At 69.1% G+C, this 18,970-nt stretch carries 22 protein-coding genes; 9 read left to right on the top strand and 13 right to left on the bottom strand.

Features of this window, described 5'->3' with window-relative positions:
• Positions 1-25 precede the first annotated feature (25 nt).
• From ST3T6A_RS0105800 to ST3T6A_RS0105785, 4 genes are read right to left on the bottom strand one after another with little or no spacing between them, the layout of a single operon-like run.
• Positions 26-1,063, bottom strand: coding sequence for a nucleotidyltransferase domain-containing protein (locus tag ST3T6A_RS0105800; protein ID WP_019831959.1), 1,038 nt, complete (start codon positions 1,061-1,063; stop codon positions 26-28).
• Positions 1,060-1,914, bottom strand: a complete 855-nt coding sequence (locus ST3T6A_RS0105795; RefSeq protein ID WP_019831958.1) for an HprK-related kinase A — start codon at positions 1,912-1,914, stop codon at positions 1,060-1,062. The genes ST3T6A_RS0105800 and ST3T6A_RS0105795 overlap by 4 nt, the downstream gene beginning before the upstream one ends.
• Entirely contained in the window at positions 1,911-2,186 is a 276-nt protein-coding gene (locus ST3T6A_RS0105790; protein ID WP_019831957.1) for an HPr-rel-A system PqqD family peptide chaperone, read from the bottom strand. The genes ST3T6A_RS0105795 and ST3T6A_RS0105790 overlap by 4 nt, the downstream gene beginning before the upstream one ends.
• A gap of 7 nt (positions 2,187-2,193) precedes the next feature.
• Entirely contained in the window at positions 2,194-2,622 is a 429-nt protein-coding gene (locus ST3T6A_RS0105785) for a hypothetical protein (protein ID WP_026359462.1), read from the bottom strand.
• A 112-nt stretch (positions 2,623-2,734) separates the two neighbouring features.
• Between ST3T6A_RS0105785 and ST3T6A_RS0105780 the strand changes: the two genes are divergently transcribed.
• The 6 genes from ST3T6A_RS0105780 to ST3T6A_RS21775 all read left to right on the top strand — a co-directional run bounded on the left by ST3T6A_RS0105780 (position 2,735) and on the right by ST3T6A_RS21775 (position 10,267).
• Entirely contained in the window at positions 2,735-3,970 is a 1,236-nt protein-coding gene (locus ST3T6A_RS0105780) for an ATP-binding protein (RefSeq protein ID WP_019831955.1), read from the top strand.
• Between the two features lie 36 nt (positions 3,971-4,006).
• Positions 4,007-4,948: a PstS family phosphate ABC transporter substrate-binding protein gene (locus ST3T6A_RS0105775; RefSeq protein WP_019831954.1), complete on the top strand. Its 942-nt coding sequence runs from the start codon at positions 4,007-4,009 to the stop codon at positions 4,946-4,948.
• A 140-nt stretch (positions 4,949-5,088) separates the two neighbouring features.
• Positions 5,089-5,805 (top strand): phosphate signaling complex protein PhoU, encoded by a 717-nt coding sequence (gene phoU / locus ST3T6A_RS0105770; RefSeq protein WP_019831953.1) that lies wholly within the window; start codon positions 5,089-5,091, stop codon positions 5,803-5,805.
• Between the two features lie 3 nt (positions 5,806-5,808).
• Positions 5,809-6,507: a phosphate regulon transcriptional regulator PhoB gene (gene phoB / locus ST3T6A_RS0105765; RefSeq protein ID WP_019831952.1), complete on the top strand. Its 699-nt coding sequence runs from the start codon at positions 5,809-5,811 to the stop codon at positions 6,505-6,507.
• 83 nt (positions 6,508-6,590) lie between these two features.
• The gene (locus ST3T6A_RS0105760; protein ID WP_019831951.1) at positions 6,591-7,364 is read left to right on the top strand and encodes a TIGR00266 family protein; all 774 of its coding nucleotides are present in this window, start codon (positions 6,591-6,593) and stop codon (positions 7,362-7,364) included.
• A gap of 176 nt (positions 7,365-7,540) precedes the next feature.
• Positions 7,541-10,267 carry a hypothetical protein gene (locus ST3T6A_RS21775; protein WP_019831950.1) on the top strand — a complete coding sequence of 909 codons (2,727 nt, stop codon included), beginning with the start codon at positions 7,541-7,543 and terminating at the stop codon, positions 10,265-10,267.
• On the opposite strand, the gene ST3T6A_RS20760 is transcribed toward ST3T6A_RS21775, so the two are convergent.
• Positions 10,264-10,629: a hypothetical protein gene (locus tag ST3T6A_RS20760; protein ID WP_019831949.1), complete on the bottom strand. Its 366-nt coding sequence runs from the start codon at positions 10,627-10,629 to the stop codon at positions 10,264-10,266. The genes ST3T6A_RS21775 and ST3T6A_RS20760 overlap by 4 nt on opposite strands.
• 127 nt (positions 10,630-10,756) lie before the next feature.
• Between ST3T6A_RS20760 and ST3T6A_RS0105745 the strand changes: the two genes are divergently transcribed.
• A complete protein-coding gene (locus tag ST3T6A_RS0105745; protein ID WP_019831948.1) occupies positions 10,757-11,023 on the top strand; it encodes a hypothetical protein in 267 nt (88 codons plus the stop codon).
• Here ST3T6A_RS0105745 and ST3T6A_RS0105740 read toward each other — a convergent pair.
• The 3 genes from ST3T6A_RS0105740 to ST3T6A_RS0105730 all read right to left on the bottom strand — a co-directional run bounded on the left by ST3T6A_RS0105740 (position 11,020) and on the right by ST3T6A_RS0105730 (position 12,697).
• Entirely contained in the window at positions 11,020-11,370 is a 351-nt protein-coding gene (locus ST3T6A_RS0105740; RefSeq protein ID WP_019831947.1) for a DUF2794 domain-containing protein, read from the bottom strand. The genes ST3T6A_RS0105745 and ST3T6A_RS0105740 overlap by 4 nt on opposite strands.
• Positions 11,367-12,074, bottom strand: a complete 708-nt coding sequence (epsC, locus tag ST3T6A_RS0105735; protein ID WP_019831946.1) for a serine O-acetyltransferase EpsC — start codon at positions 12,072-12,074, stop codon at positions 11,367-11,369. Before epsC ends, ST3T6A_RS0105740 begins: the two co-directional genes overlap by 4 nt.
• A 104-nt stretch (positions 12,075-12,178) precedes the next feature.
• On the bottom strand, positions 12,179-12,697 hold the full coding sequence (locus ST3T6A_RS0105730; protein WP_019831945.1) for a carboxymuconolactone decarboxylase family protein: 519 nt from the start codon (positions 12,695-12,697) through the stop codon (positions 12,179-12,181).
• Positions 12,698-12,837: 140 nt separating this feature from the next.
• Here ST3T6A_RS0105730 and ST3T6A_RS0105725 point away from each other — a divergent pair, with 140 nt between their 5' ends.
• Positions 12,838-13,737 (top strand): hydrogen peroxide-inducible genes activator, encoded by a 900-nt coding sequence (locus ST3T6A_RS0105725; RefSeq protein ID WP_019831944.1) that lies wholly within the window; start codon positions 12,838-12,840, stop codon positions 13,735-13,737.
• Here the strand turns inward: ST3T6A_RS0105725 and ST3T6A_RS0105720 are convergent.
• Genes ST3T6A_RS0105720 through pgsA form a run of 3 tightly spaced genes read right to left on the bottom strand, consistent with a single transcriptional unit; the run spans position 13,734 to position 15,028 of the window.
• A complete protein-coding gene (locus ST3T6A_RS0105720) occupies positions 13,734-14,201 on the bottom strand; it encodes a molybdenum cofactor biosynthesis protein MoaE (RefSeq protein WP_019831943.1) in 468 nt (155 codons plus the stop codon). The genes ST3T6A_RS0105725 and ST3T6A_RS0105720 overlap by 4 nt on opposite strands.
• Complete coding sequence (gene moaD / locus ST3T6A_RS0105715) at positions 14,198-14,455, bottom strand: molybdopterin converting factor subunit 1 (RefSeq protein ID WP_019831942.1); 258 nt, start codon at positions 14,453-14,455, stop codon at positions 14,198-14,200. The genes ST3T6A_RS0105720 and moaD overlap by 4 nt, the downstream gene beginning before the upstream one ends.
• Positions 14,456-14,458: 3 nt before the next feature.
• Positions 14,459-15,028: a CDP-diacylglycerol--glycerol-3-phosphate 3-phosphatidyltransferase gene (gene pgsA / locus ST3T6A_RS0105710; RefSeq protein WP_026359461.1), complete on the bottom strand. Its 570-nt coding sequence runs from the start codon at positions 15,026-15,028 to the stop codon at positions 14,459-14,461.
• A gap of 168 nt (positions 15,029-15,196) precedes the next feature.
• On the opposite strand from pgsA, the gene ST3T6A_RS0105705 reads away from it, so the two are divergent.
• Positions 15,197-16,477, top strand: a complete 1,281-nt coding sequence (locus ST3T6A_RS0105705; protein ID WP_026359460.1) for an MFS transporter — start codon at positions 15,197-15,199, stop codon at positions 16,475-16,477.
• Here ST3T6A_RS0105705 and ST3T6A_RS0105700 read toward each other — a convergent pair.
• Positions 16,464-16,676, bottom strand: coding sequence for a hypothetical protein (locus ST3T6A_RS0105700; protein WP_019831939.1), 213 nt, complete (start codon positions 16,674-16,676; stop codon positions 16,464-16,466). The two genes, ST3T6A_RS0105705 and ST3T6A_RS0105700, sit on opposite strands and share 14 nt — an antisense overlap.
• 162 nt (positions 16,677-16,838) lie before the next feature.
• Positions 16,839-18,896, bottom strand: coding sequence for an NAD(+) synthase (locus ST3T6A_RS0105695; protein ID WP_019831938.1), 2,058 nt, complete (start codon positions 18,894-18,896; stop codon positions 16,839-16,841).
• Positions 18,897-18,970: the final 74 nt, after the last annotated feature.

Genomic DNA, 18,970 nt, shown 5'->3' with positions numbered 1-18,970 from the left:
TCATAGGCAACCTTATGGTTGCATGTCAAGCCGGCTTGCGGGTGGCCTTGGTCCAGAGATGGCGGGCGAGCATCAGCGGCGGCATCCTGAGCCAGTGCGAGCGGATGTAGAAGCCGAAGCGCGTAAGGCTGTGCCCCTGCCGCCCCCAGCCGTCGCGGGCCAGCAGGCGTCTGACGAAGAGGAGATCCGCCACCGTCATATTCAGATCGATCCGGAGAGGCGTTCGATACGGAGGAACTGGAGTTCCATAGAGGTGATGCGTCAGGCGCAATGCCCGCATCAGATGAGGACCGAGCCGGTGGAAATAGGCCCGCTCGACAAGATGTAGGTAGAAGCCCTGACCGTCCTGCGAAAATTCTCGGCATAGCCGGTCGATATCCCACAGGTTGCGCAGCCCCCCCGCCAGATCACCATCCGCAAAGAGATGCGCCGCCGCGTGCACCACCATGTCCGCCGGAGACAGCACCGACAGCCCGTTGCCGAGCGGCACCGCGTCCGCCAGCAGCGCCCCGGCATCCGGCGTCGGGTGCGCCGTGGGCGGCAGGATGGTGTGGTGGACGTCGATCATCCGGTCCCGCTCGCGGTGGATCAGCGGGGGAAGCTCGTGCATCCAGCGGCGATAATAGGCGTCGTCATAGGCATCCTCCTTCACCGCCTCCCACCCTGCGGCACGGAGCGCCTGCTCCACGGCGTCGAGCGCGCCCTGCGGCACGAGGATGTCGAGATCGCCGATCGAGCGCCCTTGCCCCGCATCGAACCCCGCCGCCGCGAAGGCCGTGCCCTTGAGCAGCACCACCGGCACATCGAGCGACGCCAGCGCCCGGCGCGCCATCTCGGCCTCCCACAACGCGGCGCGGCGCTCCTGCTTTGCGCCCTCCCCGGCGTCGGCGAGGATACGGGCAACGCTCGCGGGTACGCTCCGCCGATCGAGCCGATGCGCCAGCGTGCCGATCAGACGCTCCGCCCGCGCGGCGGTGAGGAGCGCGGTCCACTCCGCCGCCGAGAGCCCCGCGACGCTCCCCGGATCGCGCAGCGCCGCGACCAGCAGGCGCGCCGCCGTCATGCCTCGCTCCACAGCCGCTCGACCAGTGCGAGGCCGGTCGCGCTGTCGGGATAGTCGATGGTCAGTGCCGGCACCGTCTGCACCAGCCGCGACAGGGCAGCGAAGCCCGCCTCCCCCAGCGCCACATAATTGGTCGAAGCCTGGGTGAGCCGCATGAAGGCCTCGCTCGGCGCCATCCGCTCGGCGGCTTGCGCGAAACCGAAGCGCGGGAAGAGCAGCAGCGCGGGCGGCGCCGTCTCCGCCATTCGCGCCAGTGCATCGGCAGGCGGCCGCCAATAGCCGATGCGTCCCTTGGGCGTATCCTCGATCACCGGGCCGACCGTGCCGCCCGCCTCGCGCACCGCCGCGATCGCCTGATTCTTCAGGCTGGCGGCGCGCGGGAAAGGATGGATGCGGCCGTCCTCCAGCGAGACGAAGGCGAACTCGTCACCGAGAAAGCGCCAGCCGTTCATCGCGAGCAAAGTCGCCAGCGTCGACTTGCCCGAGCCCGACGCGCCCGACATCAGCAGCACGCGCCCGTCCCGCTCCACCGCCGAGCAATGCAGCAGCAGATGCCGCCGCCAGCCCAACGCGACCTGGAGGTTCATCCCCATCTCGGCGGCCAGAAGCCCCTGCTCCAAAGGCAGCGGCGCCGCGTCGGGCAGCCAGTAATCCCCCGAGATCGCCACGGAAGGCCGCAGCCAGCGCCTCCACGGACGTTCGGGGTAGAGGCGGACGGTCAGGTCCGGGATCGCGCCCTCAGGCTCGGGATAGCCCTCGTAGAGCGCCGCCAGCGCCTCCACCGGCGCACGCCACGCGGCACCGACGCGGAAGCCCACCGGGCCGACCCTGACCGCGTGGACATGCCTCATGCCCGCCAGACGAGCCCGGCGGCGACCAGTTCCTCCATCCGCGCCTCGATGGCGTCGGTTTCCGAGCCGATCAGATCATATTGACGGGAGAGCCGCTCCAGCAGCGTCCGCACGTCGGCCGGCCCCTCAGCCAGCGCATCGAGCAGCTCCGGCGCAGGCGAGGCCAGCAGGTGCGTCGCACCCGAAGGACGATGGAGCACCGCCACCAGGGCGTCCAACACCGCCACCGCGCGAGCCGAAGGCGGATCGGCGGCATAGACGGGCATCGTCATCCCCGTATCAGGGGCGCGGCATCTGGAGCGAGGCGTAGCAGGTGAAGCCGCTCGTGCCATGCTGAAGCCGGCGGATATAGTTGACATAAGCCTGCCGCGCCGAGGGATCGAAGCCCGGCGGGGACATGCCGCTCATCATCTTCTTCGCCTCCTCGCCGGTCACCGCGCGGGGCGCGGGCGGAAAGGAGCCCTTCGTCTCCGGCGGCACGAGGCGGCCGTCCGACGCGACATATTCGCCGGCATGTCCCGGATCGGGAATGGGAATGCGGCAGTTCAGGACGGACGCCGCCGTCGACGCCAGAGCCGGCCGGATGGTGACGACCGACGATGCCGCCACCGCGCCGAGCATCAGCGCCGCGCGGCGCCCCGGCAACGCTGGAGAACCGTGGCTTTCCGCCTCCGGCAATTTCTCCGGCTTGTCATAATCCTCAGCCATCAAGCCCCCACATAGGTCGTCGGCCTTTCTTATCTGTAAACATCGGCCATCATAAGAGGGCCGACACGAAGGTGACAGGCAAAGCGACACAAAGCGGGACGAGGTGGAGTTGATGGAGCGTATCGGGCTGATTGCGATCATGGGAACGCTGGCCGTCATCTGCGGCCTGGCGCTGGCGATCGCGTCGGCCGGTGACGCCGTGGTGCTGCTGGCGGGCATCCTCGTCGGCGTGGGGCTCACCCTGCTGCTGACCGCCGCCCGCCGCTGGAGCCGCGGCGATCTGGAGCCCGAGGAAGAATCCGCGATCCAGCCCGCCCTCACGCCCACGCCGGGCGTCGAGGATCTGCTCGGCGCGCTCGACGAGCCGCTGCTGCTGGTCGAGGGGAAGATGGTGGTGCGCGCCAACGCCGCCGCCGTCGCCATGCTGGGCGATCATATGGTGGGCGAGGATGTCCGCGTCGCCGTCCGCTATCCCGCCGCGACCGAACTGCTCACCCGCGAGGGCAACACCGCCGGCAGCGTCGAGATCATCGGCATCGGCGATCCGGACCGGCACTGGACGCTCTCGGTCCAGCCGCTCGGCCCGGCCACGCGCGTCGTCCGCCTCACAGACCGCACCGCCACCCGCGCCACGGAGCGGATGCGTGTAGATTTCGTCGCCAACGCCAGCCACGAGCTGCGCACCCCGCTCGCCAGCCTGATCGGCTTCATCGAGACGCTGGAGGACGCGAACGGCCCCGACGACGCCCCCGTCCGCGAGCGTTTTCTCGGCATCATGGCGGGCGAGGCGCGGCGGATGCAGCGGCTGGTGGACGACCTGATCTCGCTTTCCCGCATCGAGGCGGACAAGCATCGCGCGCCTGCCGATGCCGTGTCGCTGGTCGCGCTGGCGCGGGAGACGGCGGACACGCTGCGCGGCGATCGCAGCGGCCGGTCGCGCGTCGAGCTTCAGGTTGAGGAAGGCCTGCCGCCGGTCGCGGGCGATCGCGCGCAGCTTTCGCAGCTTCTCCACAATCTGGTCAGCAACGCGCTGAAATATGGCGATCCGGTGCGCCCCGTGCGCGTCGTGGTGGCGCGCGGCGGGCCGACCATGCTCCGCCTCGCGGTGATCGACGAGGGCGAGGGCATCGCGCCGCAGCACCTCCCCCGCCTCACCGAGCGCTTCTATCGCGTCGACGCCGGGCGCAGCCGCGCGGTGGGCGGCACGGGGCTGGGCCTCGCTATCGTGAAGCATATCGTCGAGCGCCATCGCGGCCGGCTCGACATCGCCAGCACGCAGGGCGTGGGCACCACCATCACGGTGCTGCTGCCCATCCTGCTCGACAGCAAGGCGGCCGCCGCCGAATAGCTGGCGGGGCGATCGGCGGCGGGCTAGGCAAGGCGCATGTCGCGCACGCCGTCCCTGCTCGCCGCCGCCCTGCTTCTCCTTTCCGCCGGGTGCAGCCGCACGCCGAACGCCGGGCCTGCGCCGCACCAGATCCATGTCGTCGGATCGAGCGCGGCCTATCCCTTCTCCACCTACGCCGCCGAGCGGCTGATGCGCGAGGAGCCCGACGCCATCGCCCCGCTGGTCCGCGCGGGCGGCAGCGGCGAAGGCATCGCCCGCTTCTGCGACGGTCCGGGGCGGCTCCACCCCGACATCGTGGTCGCCACCCGCGATCTCACCTCCGAGGAGACGCGGCGCTGCGCCGCCAAGGGCGTGGTGCAGGTCGCGCGCGTGCCGCTGGGCTTCACCGCCTTCGTCATCGTGACATCCCGAAGCGCACCGGAATGGACGCCGACCCGCGCGCTCCTCACCCGCGCCATCACGGAAACCGCGCCACGGTGGAGCGATCTCGACCCCGCTCTGCCGGCTGCACCGATCAGGATCGAAGGCCCCGCCCCCGATCCGGCCATCGCGGATGGCTTGTTCGACCGCATCCTCCCGCCCAGGCACGGCGCGATCCGCCACGATGGCGGCTACAAGGGCCATGGCGCCGACGCCGAGCTGGTCGCGCAGGCCGTCGCCGCGACGCCAGGCGCGATCGGCATCCTCCCTTATGCGCAGGCCGTCGCCCATGCCGACACGCTGAAGATGCTCCCCCTCGACGGCATCATGCCGACGCCCGAGACCATCGTCTCCGGCCGCTACCCGGCGAGCGCGCCGCTGCTGCTGCTCGCCAAGGCCAGCGAGGCGCCCGCCGTGGCGCACCTGCCCCGCCTGCTCGGCTATTATGCGGATGCGCTGGCGCCCGGCGGCGCCTTCACCGCGCGCGGGCTGGTGCCGCTCCCCGCGCCGGCGGCGGAGGATGCGAAACATCGCCTGCTGTCACTGGAAGGTCACTGATTCGGGGCAGATCTTGTTGCAAATCCCGTGCTACTCGCAATTGTAACAATTGGCGTGCAGAGCGCTCGCGAAGCCATACGTCCAGCTTGACGCCCGCACCCTTTGCAGGCGGGCTGGGCGGTGCCGACTGGGGATATGAGATGGCGACCACCGGCCACACCGTCAAAGCGTTCGACAGCGATCTGGGTCAGATTCGCGGCCTCGTGTCCGAAATGGGCGGCCGCGCGGAAGCCGCGATCACCGAAAGCATCCAGGCGCTCTCGCGTCTCGATCTGGAAGCCTCGTCCGCCGTCGTGCAGGAAGATCGCAAGATCGACGAGCTGGAGGCCGAGATCGAGCGCCAGGTGATCCGCCTGATCGCGCTCCGCGCCCCGATGGCCGACGATTTGCGCGACGCGGTCGCCGCGCTCAAGATTTCCGGCGTGATCGAGCGCATCGGCGATTATGCGAAGAACATCGCCAAGCGCGTGCCGCTCCTCACCGACATGCGCAACAGCGAGCCGATGGCGATCCTGCCGGCGATGGCGCGCGCCGTTTCCGACATGGTGCGCGGCGCGCTCGACGCCTATGCGGCGCGCGACGCCGCCGCCGCGGTGGCGGTGCAGGAAGCCGATCGCCATGTCGACGATTTCTACAACAGCCTGTTCCGCACGCTGCTCACCTACATGATGGAGAACCCGACCAGCATCACGCAGTCGGCCCACCTCCTCTTCATCGCCAAGAATCTGGAGCGCATCGGCGATCACGCGACCAACATCTCCGAGATGGTGTTCTTCGCGGCGACCGGCGAGCAACTGATGGACCGCCCGCGCGGCCCCGATCCCTTCGCCGCCGCTGCCCAGCAGGGAGCCGAATAAGCGATGCCGGGCCGCGTTCTGCTCGTCGAGGACGATGCGGCGCTCGCCGAGCTGGTCTCCTGGCATCTCGAGCGCGAGGGTTTCGACGTCGAGCGCACGCCCGACGGCGAGGAGGCCCTGCTGCTCGCCACCGAGAACACGCCGGACCTTGTCCTGCTTGACTGGATGGTCGAGGGGCTGTCCGGTATCGAGGTGTGCCGCCGCCTGCGCCGCCGCGCCGAAACCGCCAACCTGCCGATCATCATGCTGACGGCGCGCGGCGAGGAGGAGGATCGCGTCCGCGGCCTCGAAACCGGCGCGGACGATTATATCACCAAGCCCTTCTCCCCGCGCGAGCTGCTTGCCCGGGTGTCGGCGGTGCTGCGCCGCGTGCGGCCGGCGCTGGCCGGCGAGCGGCTGGAATATGGCGGCATCGAGATGGACCTCGTCGGCCACAAGGTGCGCCGCGACGGCAGCCATATCGCGCTGGGGCCGACGGAATTCCGCCTGCTCCGCCATTTCCTGGAGCATCCGGGCCGCGTCTTCTCGCGCGAGCGGCTGCTCGACTCCGTGTGGGGCCGCGAGGCGGACATCGAGCCGCGCACCGTGGACGTCCACATCCGTCGTCTGCGCAAGGCGATCAACAATGACGGCGTGATGCCGGACATCATCCGCACCGTCCGCTCGGCCGGCTACGCGCTGGACGCCGACGGCCGCGCCTGACCGTCACGCGAGGGGCCTCGTGCCCCTCGCCTCTTCCCGCGCCGCGTCCTAGAAGACGGGCGGCAGGCCCTGGGGAGAGTGCGATGCGCTACGACATTTCCGGCACCGTCATGCAGACCGTCTCGATCGACCTCGATCGCGGCGAGCGCCTCTTCAGCCAGACGCACGCCATGGCCTGGATGTCGGACGGCATCGGCATGGACACGCACACCGGCGGCGGCCTCTTCGCCGGCCTGAAGCGCGCCATGGGCGGCGGCAGCCTGTTCATCACCGAATATAGCGCCGAGCAGGCCGGCCACATCGCCTTCGCCCCGCGCTTCCCCGGCAAGATCCTGCCCGTCCAGCTCGCGCCCGGCCAGTCGCTGATCTGCCGCAAGGAGACCTTCCTCTGCGCCGAAGCCTCGGTGACGCTCGACATCGCGCTCCAGCAGCGTCTCGGCGCGGGCGTGTTCGCGGGCGAGGGCTTCATCCTCCAGCGCGTCACCGGGCCGGGCACGGTGTTCCTCGATCTCTCGGGCGAGGTGGTGGAGAAGACCCTCGCGCCGGGCGAGCGGCTGCGCGTCCATGCCGGGCATATCGGCATCCAGGAGCCGAACGTCTCCACCGAAATCCAGATGGTGCGCGGCTTCCGCAACGTCCTGTTCGGCGGCGAGGGCCTGTTCCTCGCGACGCTGACGGGGCCGGGGCGCATCTGGCTCCAGTCGATGCCGATCCTCAATCTCGCCGAGGAGATCGCCCGCCACCTGCCCAACGGCGAAAGCGCGCGGGGCGGCGGCAATGTCGGCGCGGCGCTGGGCGGAGGCGCGGCGGGCGCCGCGATCGGTGGGCTGCTCGGGGGCATTTTCGGCAACGAATGACGGGCGCGCGCACGCGCCTCCGCAATATTTCTCCGGCATGTCCCGAAGGGGCTTGTCCCTGCAATCCCATGGAAGGAATGGGAGGCTAAGGGGCCGACAAGGCGTGTGCCTTTCGAGTGGGGGAAATTCGCGTGACGACGAGTGGGACGGCTTTCCGGCGCCGTCTATATGCTTCCGTGCCGCTGTTGCTCGGCATGGTTTCGGCCTTTCCCGCCCTCGCCTATCCGGCGGCACCCTCGACGGCCGGCAAGACCCCGCCCCCACCCGAAGCCTCCGCCGACGATGAGGAGATCGTCGTCAAGGGCCAGCGCCTGCCGGGTGCGGTGGTGGGCGACATCCCCGCCGAGCTGCAATACAGCCCCGCCGATATCCGTGCTTATGGCGTCAGCTCGGTCGCCGACCTGCTCAACGAACTCGGCCCCGAAGTCCGCAGCGATCGCGGCCGTGGCGGCGAGGCGCCGGCAGTGCTACTCAACGGCAAGCGCATCTCCAGCTTCAGCGAAATCCGCGACATCCCGACCGAGGCGATCCTGCGCGTCGACATCCTGCCCGAGGAGGTCGCGCTCAAATATGGCTATTCGGCCGACCAGCGGGTGGTGAACATCGTGCTGCGCCGCCGCTTCCGCGCGCTCACCGGCGAGGGCGGCGGCAGCACCACCACCGACGGCGGCGCGGAGAACGGCACGGCCAGCCTCGACCTGCTCCACATCCGGGGCGACAGCCGCGTCAACCTCGACTTCAAATATCAGGACACCGCCTCGCTGCTGGAAAGCGACCGGGGCCTGATGTCCGCCGCCACCGGCCGCCCCTATGACCTCACCGGCAACATCACCGGCCTCGGCGGCGCGGAGATCGATCCCGCGCTGAGCGCCGCCGTGGGGCATCCGGTCACGGTGGCGGGCGTCCCCGTCTCGGCGGCGAACGGCGCGCCGGGCCTCGATGATTTCGCCGGCACGGCGGGCACGCCCAACGTCACCGACATCTCGCCCTATCGCACGCTGGCACCGTCCAAGCGGGACTTCACCGTCAACTCGGTGCTGGCCCACCCGCTCACGCAGAAGATCAGCGCCACCGTCAACGGCACGTTCGACATCACCGACACTGACAGCCTCCGCGGGCTTCCGGGCAGCCAGTTCCTCGTGCCGTCGACCGATCCCTTCTCGCCGTTCGGGCAGGAGATCGCGCTCTATCGCTATCTCGACACCGATCCGCTCCGGCAGAGCACGCGGACGCTGACCGCACATGGCGGCTTCAGCCTCAACGGCGATTTCGCCAAGTGGCGCCTGTCCTTCACCGGCAATGTCGACCATGGCGACACGCGCACCATCACGCAGACGGGCGTGGACGTCTCCGCCGTGCAGGCCGCGCTCGATGCGGGCGACGCGAGCCTCAACCCCTTCGGCCCCATCCCGGCGAACCTGCTCGGCGCGATGCAGAAATCGCGGGCGCGGGCGATCTCCAACACCGGCAATATCCAGCTCGTCGCCAACGGGCCGCTGGTGCAGCTGCCGGCCGGGCCGCTCTCGTCCAGCGTGAAGGTCGGCTGGTCGGACAGCGGCTTCGATTCCACGTCGGTGCGCGGCGGGATCGTGCAGAGCGCCTCGCTGTCCCGGCGCGACGCCTCCGGCCAGCTCAACCTCGACTTGCCGCTCACCAGCCGCAAGAACCACATCCTCGGCGCGATCGGCGACCTCTCGGCCAATTTCAACGTCGCGGTCGATCATCTGTCGGACTTCGGCACGCTCACCACCTACGGCTACGGCGTGAACTGGAGCCCGCGCGACGGCATCAACCTGATCGCCTCCACCACGCATGACGAGGGCGCGCCGACGGTGCAGCAGCTCGGCAATCCGGTGATCGTCACGCCCGAGGTGCGCGTGTTCGACTATCGCACCGGGCAGACGGTGGACGTGTCGGAAACGGCGGGGGGCAACCCCGCGCTCCAGGCGGATCATCGCCATGTCGACAAGATCGGGCTGACGCTGAAGCCGATCAAGGGGACGGACTTCACCGTCACGGCCAACTATATCCACTCCAGCATCCGCAATGCGATCGCGGGCTTCCCCTCGCCGACGGCGGCGATCGAGGCGGCCTTCCCCGATCGCTTCACCCGCGATGAGGACGGCAATCTGGAGCGCATCGACGTCCGCCCGATCAACTTCGCGCGCGAAGATCGGCAGGAGCTGCGCTGGGGCTTCAACTTCACGAAGAAGCTCAAATCCTCGCAGAAGCTGATCGACGCCTATCGCGCGCTCAGGGCTGCGGGCGGCTTCGGCCGCTTTCCGGGCGGCGGCAATGCCAACGGCTCGACGACCAGCGAAGGCCCGCGCAGCGGCGGCGACGGCAATGGCTTCCGTGGAGGCGGCGGCGGCGGTCGCAGCGGCGGTTTCGGCGGCCGGGGCGGCGGCGGACAAGGGGGCGGCCGGCTCCAGGTCTCCTTCTACCACACCTGGTTCTTCCGCGATGACATCCTCATCAAGCAGGGCGGCCCGCGCCTCGACCTGCTCGACGGCGGCACCACCGGATCGGGCGGCGGCCAGCCCCGCCACGAGCTGGAGCTTCAGGTCGGCATGACCAACAACGGCATCGGCGCGCGCTTCAGCGGCCAGTGGGAGAGCGCGACCACCGTCACGGGCGGCGCCGGCACCGCGACGGGCGACCTGCACTTCTCCTCGCTCGCCACCGCGAACTTCCGCCTGTTCGCCGATCTCGGCCAGCAGCCCTCGCTGGTGAAGCATCGCTGGGCGCGCGGGATGCGCGTGACGCTCGCCGTCACCAACATCTTCGACAGCCGCCAGCACGTCCGCGACGCGAACGGGATGACGCCGCTCAGCTACCAGCCTGCCTATCTCGATCCGCTCGGCCGGACGGTGAAGATCAGCCTGCGCAAGCTGTTCTTCTAGCGACGGCGGCGCCCGAGCCGCCTCGCATTCGCAGTGGAGCGCCCATGCAGCGGCGCCCACCAGGCGAGCGAGGCGGCCAGCCCGCTCTCGAACAGCTCCAACATCCCGGCCCCCTCCATCGCGGCGAGATGACGCGCGGCGCCCCGCCCGGCCGCGTCGAACGCCGCCATCTTCTCGGGCACGAAGCGCGCCATCTCGGCGAAGGGGATGCGGCGCGGATCGCCGAGGCCCGCTCCCATCATCGCAATGCGCGTGGCGATCACGGATTGCGAGGCGAGCATCGTCTCCGCGACGCGCCATTGCAGTCGCCACAGGTCCAGCCCGGCGGTCATCATGCGGTTGAAGGGCATGGTGTCGGTCATCGCGCTCCCCCTTTGGGTCCGGCTGCAAAACGCTCCGTCGGGCGCTGCGTTGCGTTCGGCGCGCGGAGGGAACCAAGGCGGCCTCTCCCGCTTTGAATCAGCCTATGCTCCGCTACGGGACAGGGTCATGCGCCGGCTGCTCGGCCTATCGCTGCTGCTCTCAGCCAGTGCCGCTCAGGCGGCGCCGTGGGGCGGCGGCGGGCAGCCGGTCGCCAGTCACTTCGACCTGTCGCGCCTGTTCGGCGACCGCATCGCCTTCAACACCGCGCCTCGCGCGGCCAGCCTTACCGGGCGGTGGACCTTCCACGAGATCGAGGCTCCGCCCGGACCACCCCGCGATCCGCCGATGGTCCGCCTGCGCGGCAAGCATGTGAAGGTGCGGATTCCGCTCTAATCCTCGATCAGGCGGAGGAGCTTGCGCTCGACCGGCGCCAGCACCGGGCCCAGTTCGATACCGCGCTTCAGCACCACGCCATGCTCGCCGAGCAGCGCCCACATGCCCTGCCGATGACGGAGCGCCGGGCGCTTCTCGATGCGATATTCAGGCCGCTCGGCGGCGCGGCGGAAGGCGGAAAAGGTCGCGACGTCGCGCTCGAAATCGATCGCATAGTCCTTCCAGTGCCCCGCCGCGACCATCCGGCCATAGAGATCGAGGATGCGCATCAGCTCGATCCGCTCGAACCCGACCTGCCCGGCCGCGCGAACGGAGCCGCCCGGAAACGGCGTGACGATACCGCTCACGCGCTCTCCCGATCAGGATCGACGCGCCGAAGCGTCGCGCGGGCATCGTCGCGCTCGCGGATCACATCGTCGATGCGCTTGCGGAGCTGGTCGATCTCGCAGCGCATGATCTCCAGCTTCTGCGTCGCGGGGTCGAGTTGGTCCCCGCAGGGCGTGCCATAGGGCGTGAAGCGGTTGTAATCGGCGGCGTCGACCAGCGTCTGCTTGGCGGGGATGCCCACCATCGTGGCGCCTGCCGGCACATCGCGCGTGACGACGGCGTTGGCACCGACGCGCGCGCCCTCGCCCACCGTGATCGGCCCCAGCACCTGCGCGCCCGATCCGATCACCGCGCCGTCGAGCAACGTCGGATGGCGCTTGCCCGCCTTGCCGTTCACCGGATTGGTGCCGCCCAGCGTGACGCATTGGTAGATGGTGACGTTGTCGCCGATCACCGACGTCTCGCCGATCACGCTGAAGCCGTGATCGATGAAGAGATTGCGCCCGATGGTGGCGCCGGGATGGATGTCGATCGCCGTCCACATCCGCGACCAGTGATTGACCGCGCGGGCAAGAAAAAAGAAGCGCGCATTGAACAGCGCGTGCGCGATCCGGTGGAAACCGAGCGCCCATACGCCCGGATACAACAGAATTTCCCAACGCGATCGAGGCGCAGGATCGCGCGCCTTGATCGAATCCAGATAGGCGACCAGACGGCCGGGCATGGGCAGCTCCCCTTGACTTGCGGCCTATTTAGGACGCTCCTCCGGGGATTGCGAGAGGGCGGGCATGTCAGCCCTCGCCAGCCCCTCCCCGGGGCGCCCCGGTTTCAGAGCGTCGCGTGAACGGTGGCCACTGCCTTGACGATCGCGGCGATGCGCGCGCCGGCCTGCACCACATCGGCGCCGACGCCGTGCTGCTTCAGCACCTTTTCATGGGCATCGATACACAGGCCGCATCCGTTCATCACCGAGACGGCGAGGCTGAACAGCTCGAAATCCACCTTCGCGATGCCCGGATTGCCGACCACGTTCATGCGCAGCCTGGCGGGCAGCGTGCCATATTCCGGGTCCGACACGAGATGGACGAAGCGGAAATAGACGTTGTTCATCGCCATCACGGCGGCAGCGGCGCGGGCGGCATCGGCGGCTTCCGGCGAGAGCCTGCCCTCGCACTCGGCCTCGGCCGCCTCGACGATCGGCTTGTAGCCGGTGGCATGCGCGCAGGACAGCAGCAGGCCATATTTGCGCTGGTCGCCCAGCGTCTGATCCTTGAGCAGCACGCCGACGTTCAGCCGCAGATCCTTGGCATAGTCGGGCAGAGCATCGACAAAGGCTTCGAAGGACATGAGGGCTTCCTCTCTCGCAAAAAGGGGCGCGCAACGCTCCTCCTCGTGTGTGCGGATGCGAAAAGCCACCCCGCTGTGCAGCATTGCTATGCCGACGACAAATCGATTATTCCTAGCGTTATGATCGAAAAGTTCGCCGGATGAGCATCTACCTTCCGACGCTGAAGCAGCTCCAATATCTGGTGGCTTTGCAAGAGCATGGCCATTTCGGGAATGCCGCGGACGCCTGCTTCGTCACCCAGTCGACTCTGTCGGCGGGCTTACGCGAACTGGAGTCGCTGCTGGGCCTGACGCTGGTGGAGCGGACGCGGCGCGTGGTGCGCTTCACGCCCGTCGGCGAACGTATCGCGGCACAGGCGCGGCGCGTGCTGGCGGAAGCGGACACGCTCGCCGATCTGGCGCGCGCGGCGGGCAAGCCGCTCTCGGGCGAGCTGCGCATGGGCGTTATCCCCACCATCGCGCCTTTCCTGCTGCCGCGATTGCTGCCCCGGCTTCGTGCCGAATGGCCGGACCTCAAGCTCTATCTGCGCGAGGAAGTGACCTCGGCGGCGTGCGATTCGCTCCAGCGCGGGCGGCTCGACTGCGTGCTGCTCGCCCTTCCCTATCGCTGCGGCGAGGTGGAATCGCAGGACCTGTTCGAGGACCGGCTGCACTTCGCCTTCCCCGGCGGGCAGAGCGACACGGTTCCCGACCCGGTGCCGGCGGACGCGATCGACGAGCACAGCCTGCTGCTGCTCGAGGACGGGCATTGCCTGAAGGACCATGCGCTCGCCGCCTGCAACCGGCCGGAACTGGCCGCCGAGGCGTCGATGCTGGGCACCTCGCTCCACACGCTGGTGCAGATGGTGGACAACGGGCTGGGCGTGACCCTGCTGCCCGAGATGGCGATCGAGGCCGGCATCCTGAACGGCACGAGCGTCGTCACCCGCAAGCTGGATGCCGAGCGCCCTTCCCGCCGCATCGCGCTGGCCTGGCGCAAGGGGAGCCCCCGCGCCAAGGAATTCCGCCTGCTGGCCGATGCGCTGAAGAGCGCCGCCTAGGGGCGGCCATGCTCCGCGCTGGAGTCCCAGGCCGCGGCGGCGACATCGTCCTCCGGCCTGGGCTCCACCCAGCGCGTGGAGCCACCGGCGAACAGCTCCTGCTTCCACAAGGGCGCGCGCGTCTTGGTCCAGTCGATCAGGAAGGCGCAGGCCTCCAGCGCCGCCATGCGATGGCGCGAAGCCGCCCCCACCAGCACGATCCGCTCGCCGACGGGCAGCGTGCCATGACGATGGATTAGCGTGAGGCCGACGAGGGGCCAGCGCCGCTGCGCCTCCGCCGCGATCTCCTCCAGCGCGGCCTGCGTCATGCCGGGATAGGCCTCCAGCCGCAGCGCCTCCAGCCCGTCGCCGCCGCGCACCACGCCGGTGAAGCTCGCGACCCCGCCGCCGCCCAGCGCCTCCAGCCGGGCCAGTTCGGAGGCAACGTCGAAATCCGCCTCCTGCACGGATATGCGGGCGCTCATCCGCCCGTCACCGGCGGGAACAGCGCGATCTCCCGCGCCCCCGCGATCGGCGTAGCGAGCGAGGCGAAGCTCTGGTCCACCGCGCAGCGCAGCCGTGCCGGCTCGGCCAGCGCCTCGGCATAGCCGCCGCCGCGCGCCGCCAGCCAGCGGACCAGCGCCGCCACCGTATCCACCTTCCCCGGCAGGTCGATCGTCTCGCCGTCGCGTCCGATCGCCTCGCGCACCCAGGCGAAATAGAGCAGGTGGACGGCCATCGCTCAGTCCATGTGCCTCAGGCCGACGCGCAGATAGTCCCAACCCGTCACCAGCGTCAGCCCCGCCGCCAGCCACAGGCAGACGAGCCCGAGCGCGTGCACCCACGGCCATTCGGGCAGCGCGCCCGCGAGGATCAGCGCGCCGAGCGACACCATCTGGAAGGTCGTCTTCCACTTGGCGAGGCGGCTGACCGGCACCGACACCGAAAGCTGCGCCAGGAACTCGCGCAGGCCCGACACCGCGATCTCGCGCAGCAGGATCACCAGCGCCGCGATCACATGCCAGCCCGCGATCACCGGATGGCCGCCGATCGCCTGCTCGGTGGAAATCAGCATCACGATCACGGCGGCGACCATGATCTTGTCCGCGATGGGATCGAGGAAGATGCCGAGCTTCGACACGGTGCCCTGCGCGCGCGCCAGATAGCCGTCGAAATAATCGGTGATGCCGGCGAGGCAGTAGAGCAGGAAGGCCAGCACATAGCCGGCCCAGCCTGGGTGCCAGAGCAGCGCGACGAGGATCGGGACCGCGAAAATTCGCGACAGCGTCAGCAGGTTGGGAAGCGATAACATCGGGTGCGGCATATCCGATCGAGATGGCAGGCGCGAACAGCCTAGCCCATTGGAGGAACGGTTTGAACCACCTCGGCACAATGCTGTTAACGATGGGATTTGGTACTCGGGCCGTGCTGGGCTATGTGCTGCCCTCACCGTGGGGAAGGCGGGTCGTCGCGTTCATATATGCAAGCATCCTTGAAGCTCCTGACACGCAGGAAATTCCTGCCTCTGTTCTCCACTCAGTTCCTGGGTGCCTTTAACGACAACCTGTTCAAGACCGCGATGGTGATGCTCGTCACCTATCGGATCTTCTCGGACAATAGGCTCGAAGCGGCGTTCAACGCGGCCGCCAATGCGCTGTTCATCCTGCCTTTCTTCCTGTTCTCGGCGCTGGCCGGCCAGCTCGCCGATTGCCGGGACAAGGCGTGGATCATCCGCATCGTGAAGACGGTGGAGATCGGCATCATGCTGGTCGGCGCGGGCGGGCTGCTGCTGCAATCGGTGCCCCTGCTGCTGACCGCGCTGTTCGCGATGGGGGTGCATTCCACCTTCTTCGGCCCGATCAAATATGCGCTCCTGCCGCAGCATCTGGATTCGGACGAGGTGCTGGGCGGCACCGGCCTGATCGAGGCCGGCACCTATGGCGGCGTCCTGCTCGGCATCATCGTCGGCGGGATCATCCCGGCCGAGGCCGCCGCGGCGACCGTGCTGGCGGTGGCGCTCGTCGGCCGCATCGTCGGCCAGCAGGTGCCCCCCGCCCCGCCGGTCATCGAGGACGACAGCGTCGACCTCCACGTCGTGCGCGCGTCGATCCGGCTGGTGTCGGAGACGCTGCACGTGCCGCGCCTCTTCCTCGCCATCCTCGCGATCAGTTGCTTCTGGATGCAGGCGGCGATCCTCGGCACGCTGTTCGTGCCGCTGGTCAAGAATGTGCTGTACGCCGATCAGGAGGTGGCGACGCTGTTCCTCGCCGTCTTCTCGGTGGGCGTCGGCATCGGCTCGATCGCGATCAACCGGCTGCTCGGCGGCACCGTCTCGGCCCGTTACGCACCGGCCGCCGCGATCCTGATGGGCCTGTTCCTGCTCGATCTCCATCACGTCGCCGGGCATTGGGACGCGCCGGAGACGATGGTCGGCTGGAAGGCCTTCCTCGAACTGAGCGGCGCCAAGCATATCCTCGTGGACCTGTTCGGCGTGGCGGTATCCGGCGGCATGTTCGTGGTGCCGCTCTATGCCTTCCTGACGACGACGGTGGACAAGCTCCATACCGCGCGCACGGTGGCGGCGAACAACATCGTCAATTCGGGCGCGATGGTGATGGGCGCGTTGCTGTTCGCGGCGCTGATCCGCGTCGGTGTGCCGGTGACGGGAACGCTGCTGGTCGTGGTGGTGGGCAGCCTTCTGGCCGCGGCGATCGCCTGGCGGCTGCATCGCGCCGCCGACCGCGCGCTCAGCTCAGCATGATGAGGAAGAAGGCGAGCCCGGCCGCATAACAGGCGGCGAAGAAGACCATGTCCTCCCTCGCAAGGGTCCAGCGCACGCCTTTGGCGATGGCGGGGATGGAGGGCACGACTTCCGGCGGCACGAAGTAGCGCGCACGGGGGCGATGGGCGAACGCCGGACGAAGCGGCGTGGCGGACAAGGTGCGCGATGCCTGAATCATGGGCGCAGATTAATAATCTGTTTACTTTTGGCGCGAGTCCCTGGTGCGCTAATCCCAATGCGCCTGTGCCGAACCGAGACGATATGACCGGAACCCGGACATCAGGACATACGCTCCGCTCTGTCCATTCAGCGTCCGGCAAGCAGGGGGGAGCGGCAGGCGTCAGGAAGGCAGCCCGCGCTCCAGCGCCGCCAGCCACGGCGCGGCGGTGCCATCCGCAGGCGCGCGCCAGTCGCCGCGCGGGCTCAGCGCACCGCCGGTCGAGACCTTCGGGCCGTTCGGAATGGCCGTCCGCTTGAACTGGCTGATCTGGAAGAAGCGCCATAGGAAGCGCTCCAGCCAATGCCGGATGGTCGGCAGGTCATAGGCGACCCGCGCCGCCTCCGGCACACCGACCGGCCATTCGCCGGCCGCCGCGTCGCCCCACGCATGGAGCGCGAGAAAGGCGATCTTGGCCGGGTCCATCCCCCAGCGCACGATATGGTGCAGGAAGAAGTCGTTGAGCGCGTAGGGGCCGATCTTCGCCTCGGTCGACTGGATCGCGCCGTCCGCGCCCGCCGGCACCAGCTCCGGTGAGATCTCGGTGTTGAGGATCGCGTCCAGCACCCGATCGGTCGCGGGGTCGTACTGGTCCGTGCGGATGCACCAGCGGATCAGGAACTGGATCAGCGTCTTGGGCACGCCGGCGTTGACGGCGTAGTGGCTCATCTGGTCGCCGACGCCATAGGTGCACCAGCCCAGCGCCAGCTCCGACAGGTCGCCGGTGCCGACCACGATCCCCTCGCGCTGGTTGGCGAGGCGGAAGAGATAGTCGGTGCGCAGGCCCGCCTGCACATTCTCGAAGGTCACGTCATAGACCGGCTCGCCGCCCGCGAAGGGATGGGCCATGTCCTCCAGCATCCGCGTCGCGGCGGGGCGGATGTCGATCTCCGCGCCGGTGATGCCGAGCGCGTTCATCAGCGCCCAGGCGTTGGACTTGGTGCCGTCCCCCGTCGCGAAGCCGGGCATGGTGAAGCCGAGGATGTCCGAGCGCGGACGGCCCAGCCGGTCGAACGCCTTGGCCGCGACGATCAGCGCATGGGTCGAATCGAGGCCGCCCGACACGCCGATCACCAGCCGTTTCGCGCCCGACGCCGTGATCCGGCGCGACAGGCCCTCCACCTGGATGTTGAACGCCTCGTAGCAATCCTCGTCGAGCTGCGCAGGATTGGCGGGCACGAAGGGAAAGCGCGCGACCGGGCGCTTCAGGCCGATGTCCGCGGAATCGGGCCGATGCTCGAACGACACGCGGCGGGTGCGCGTCTCGGGATGGCCGGCGAAGGCCGCCGCATCGTTGAAGGTGCCGACCCGCATCCGCTCGGCACGCAGCCGCCCCACGTCGACGTCCGCCACCAGCAGCCCCGGCTCGGCCGCGAAGCGCTCCGAGGCGGCCAGCTCGAAGCCCAGCTCGTGGATCAGCGCCTGCCCGTCCCACGAGAGATCGGTGGTGCTCTCCCCCGGCCCGGAGGCGGCAAAGACATAGGCCGAGCATGTCCGCGCCGACTGGGCGGCGGCCAGCATCGAACGCTCGCGCGCCTTGCCGATGACGATGTTGGAGGCCGACAGGTTGCAGAGGATCAGCGCCCCCGCCAGCGCGGCCATGGTGGAAGGCGGCGTCGGCGCCCAGAAATCCTCGCAGACCTCGGCCGCGAAGGTGAGGTCCGGCAGATCGCGCGCGGTGAAGATCAGGTCCGCGCCGAAGGGCACCGTCTCGCCCGCCACATCGATGGTGAGGCCGGTGAGCCCCGCGCCGGAGGCGAACCAGCGCTTCTCATAATATTCGCGGTAATTGGGCAGGAACGTCTTGGGCACCACGCCCAGCACGCGCCCGCGCGCCACGATCACCGCGCAATTGTAGAGCCGCCCGTTACGCAGCAGCGGCGCGCCCAGCACCAGCACCGGGCGGAGCTTGCCCGTGCCGGCAACCACCGTGCCCAGTGCCCGCTCCACCGCATGGCGGAAGCCGTCCTGGAGGTGGAGGTCGTCCACCGCGTAGGAGGAAAGGTTCAGTTCGGGGAAGACGACCAGATCGACATGATCCTCGTGCGCGGCCCGCGCAAGCTGGAGCGCCGCCTCGGCATTGGCGGCGGGATCGCCCGCCGTCGCCGCCGGCGTCGCCGCCGCGACACGCACGAAGCCATGCGTGTGGATCGAGGAAAAATGCCTGGCCGCCTTGGTCACTCGCCGGTCCCCGGATGAATTGTCACATGCCTGCCTTAGCTCCTGTCAGGGGCCAGCACCACCGCTGGACAAGT

Source organism: Sphingomonas sp. PR090111-T3T-6A (assembly GCF_000383095.1).
Lineage (GTDB): Bacteria > Pseudomonadota > Alphaproteobacteria > Sphingomonadales > Sphingomonadaceae > Solisphingomonas.
This window is presented reverse-complemented; position numbering and strand designations above follow the sequence as displayed.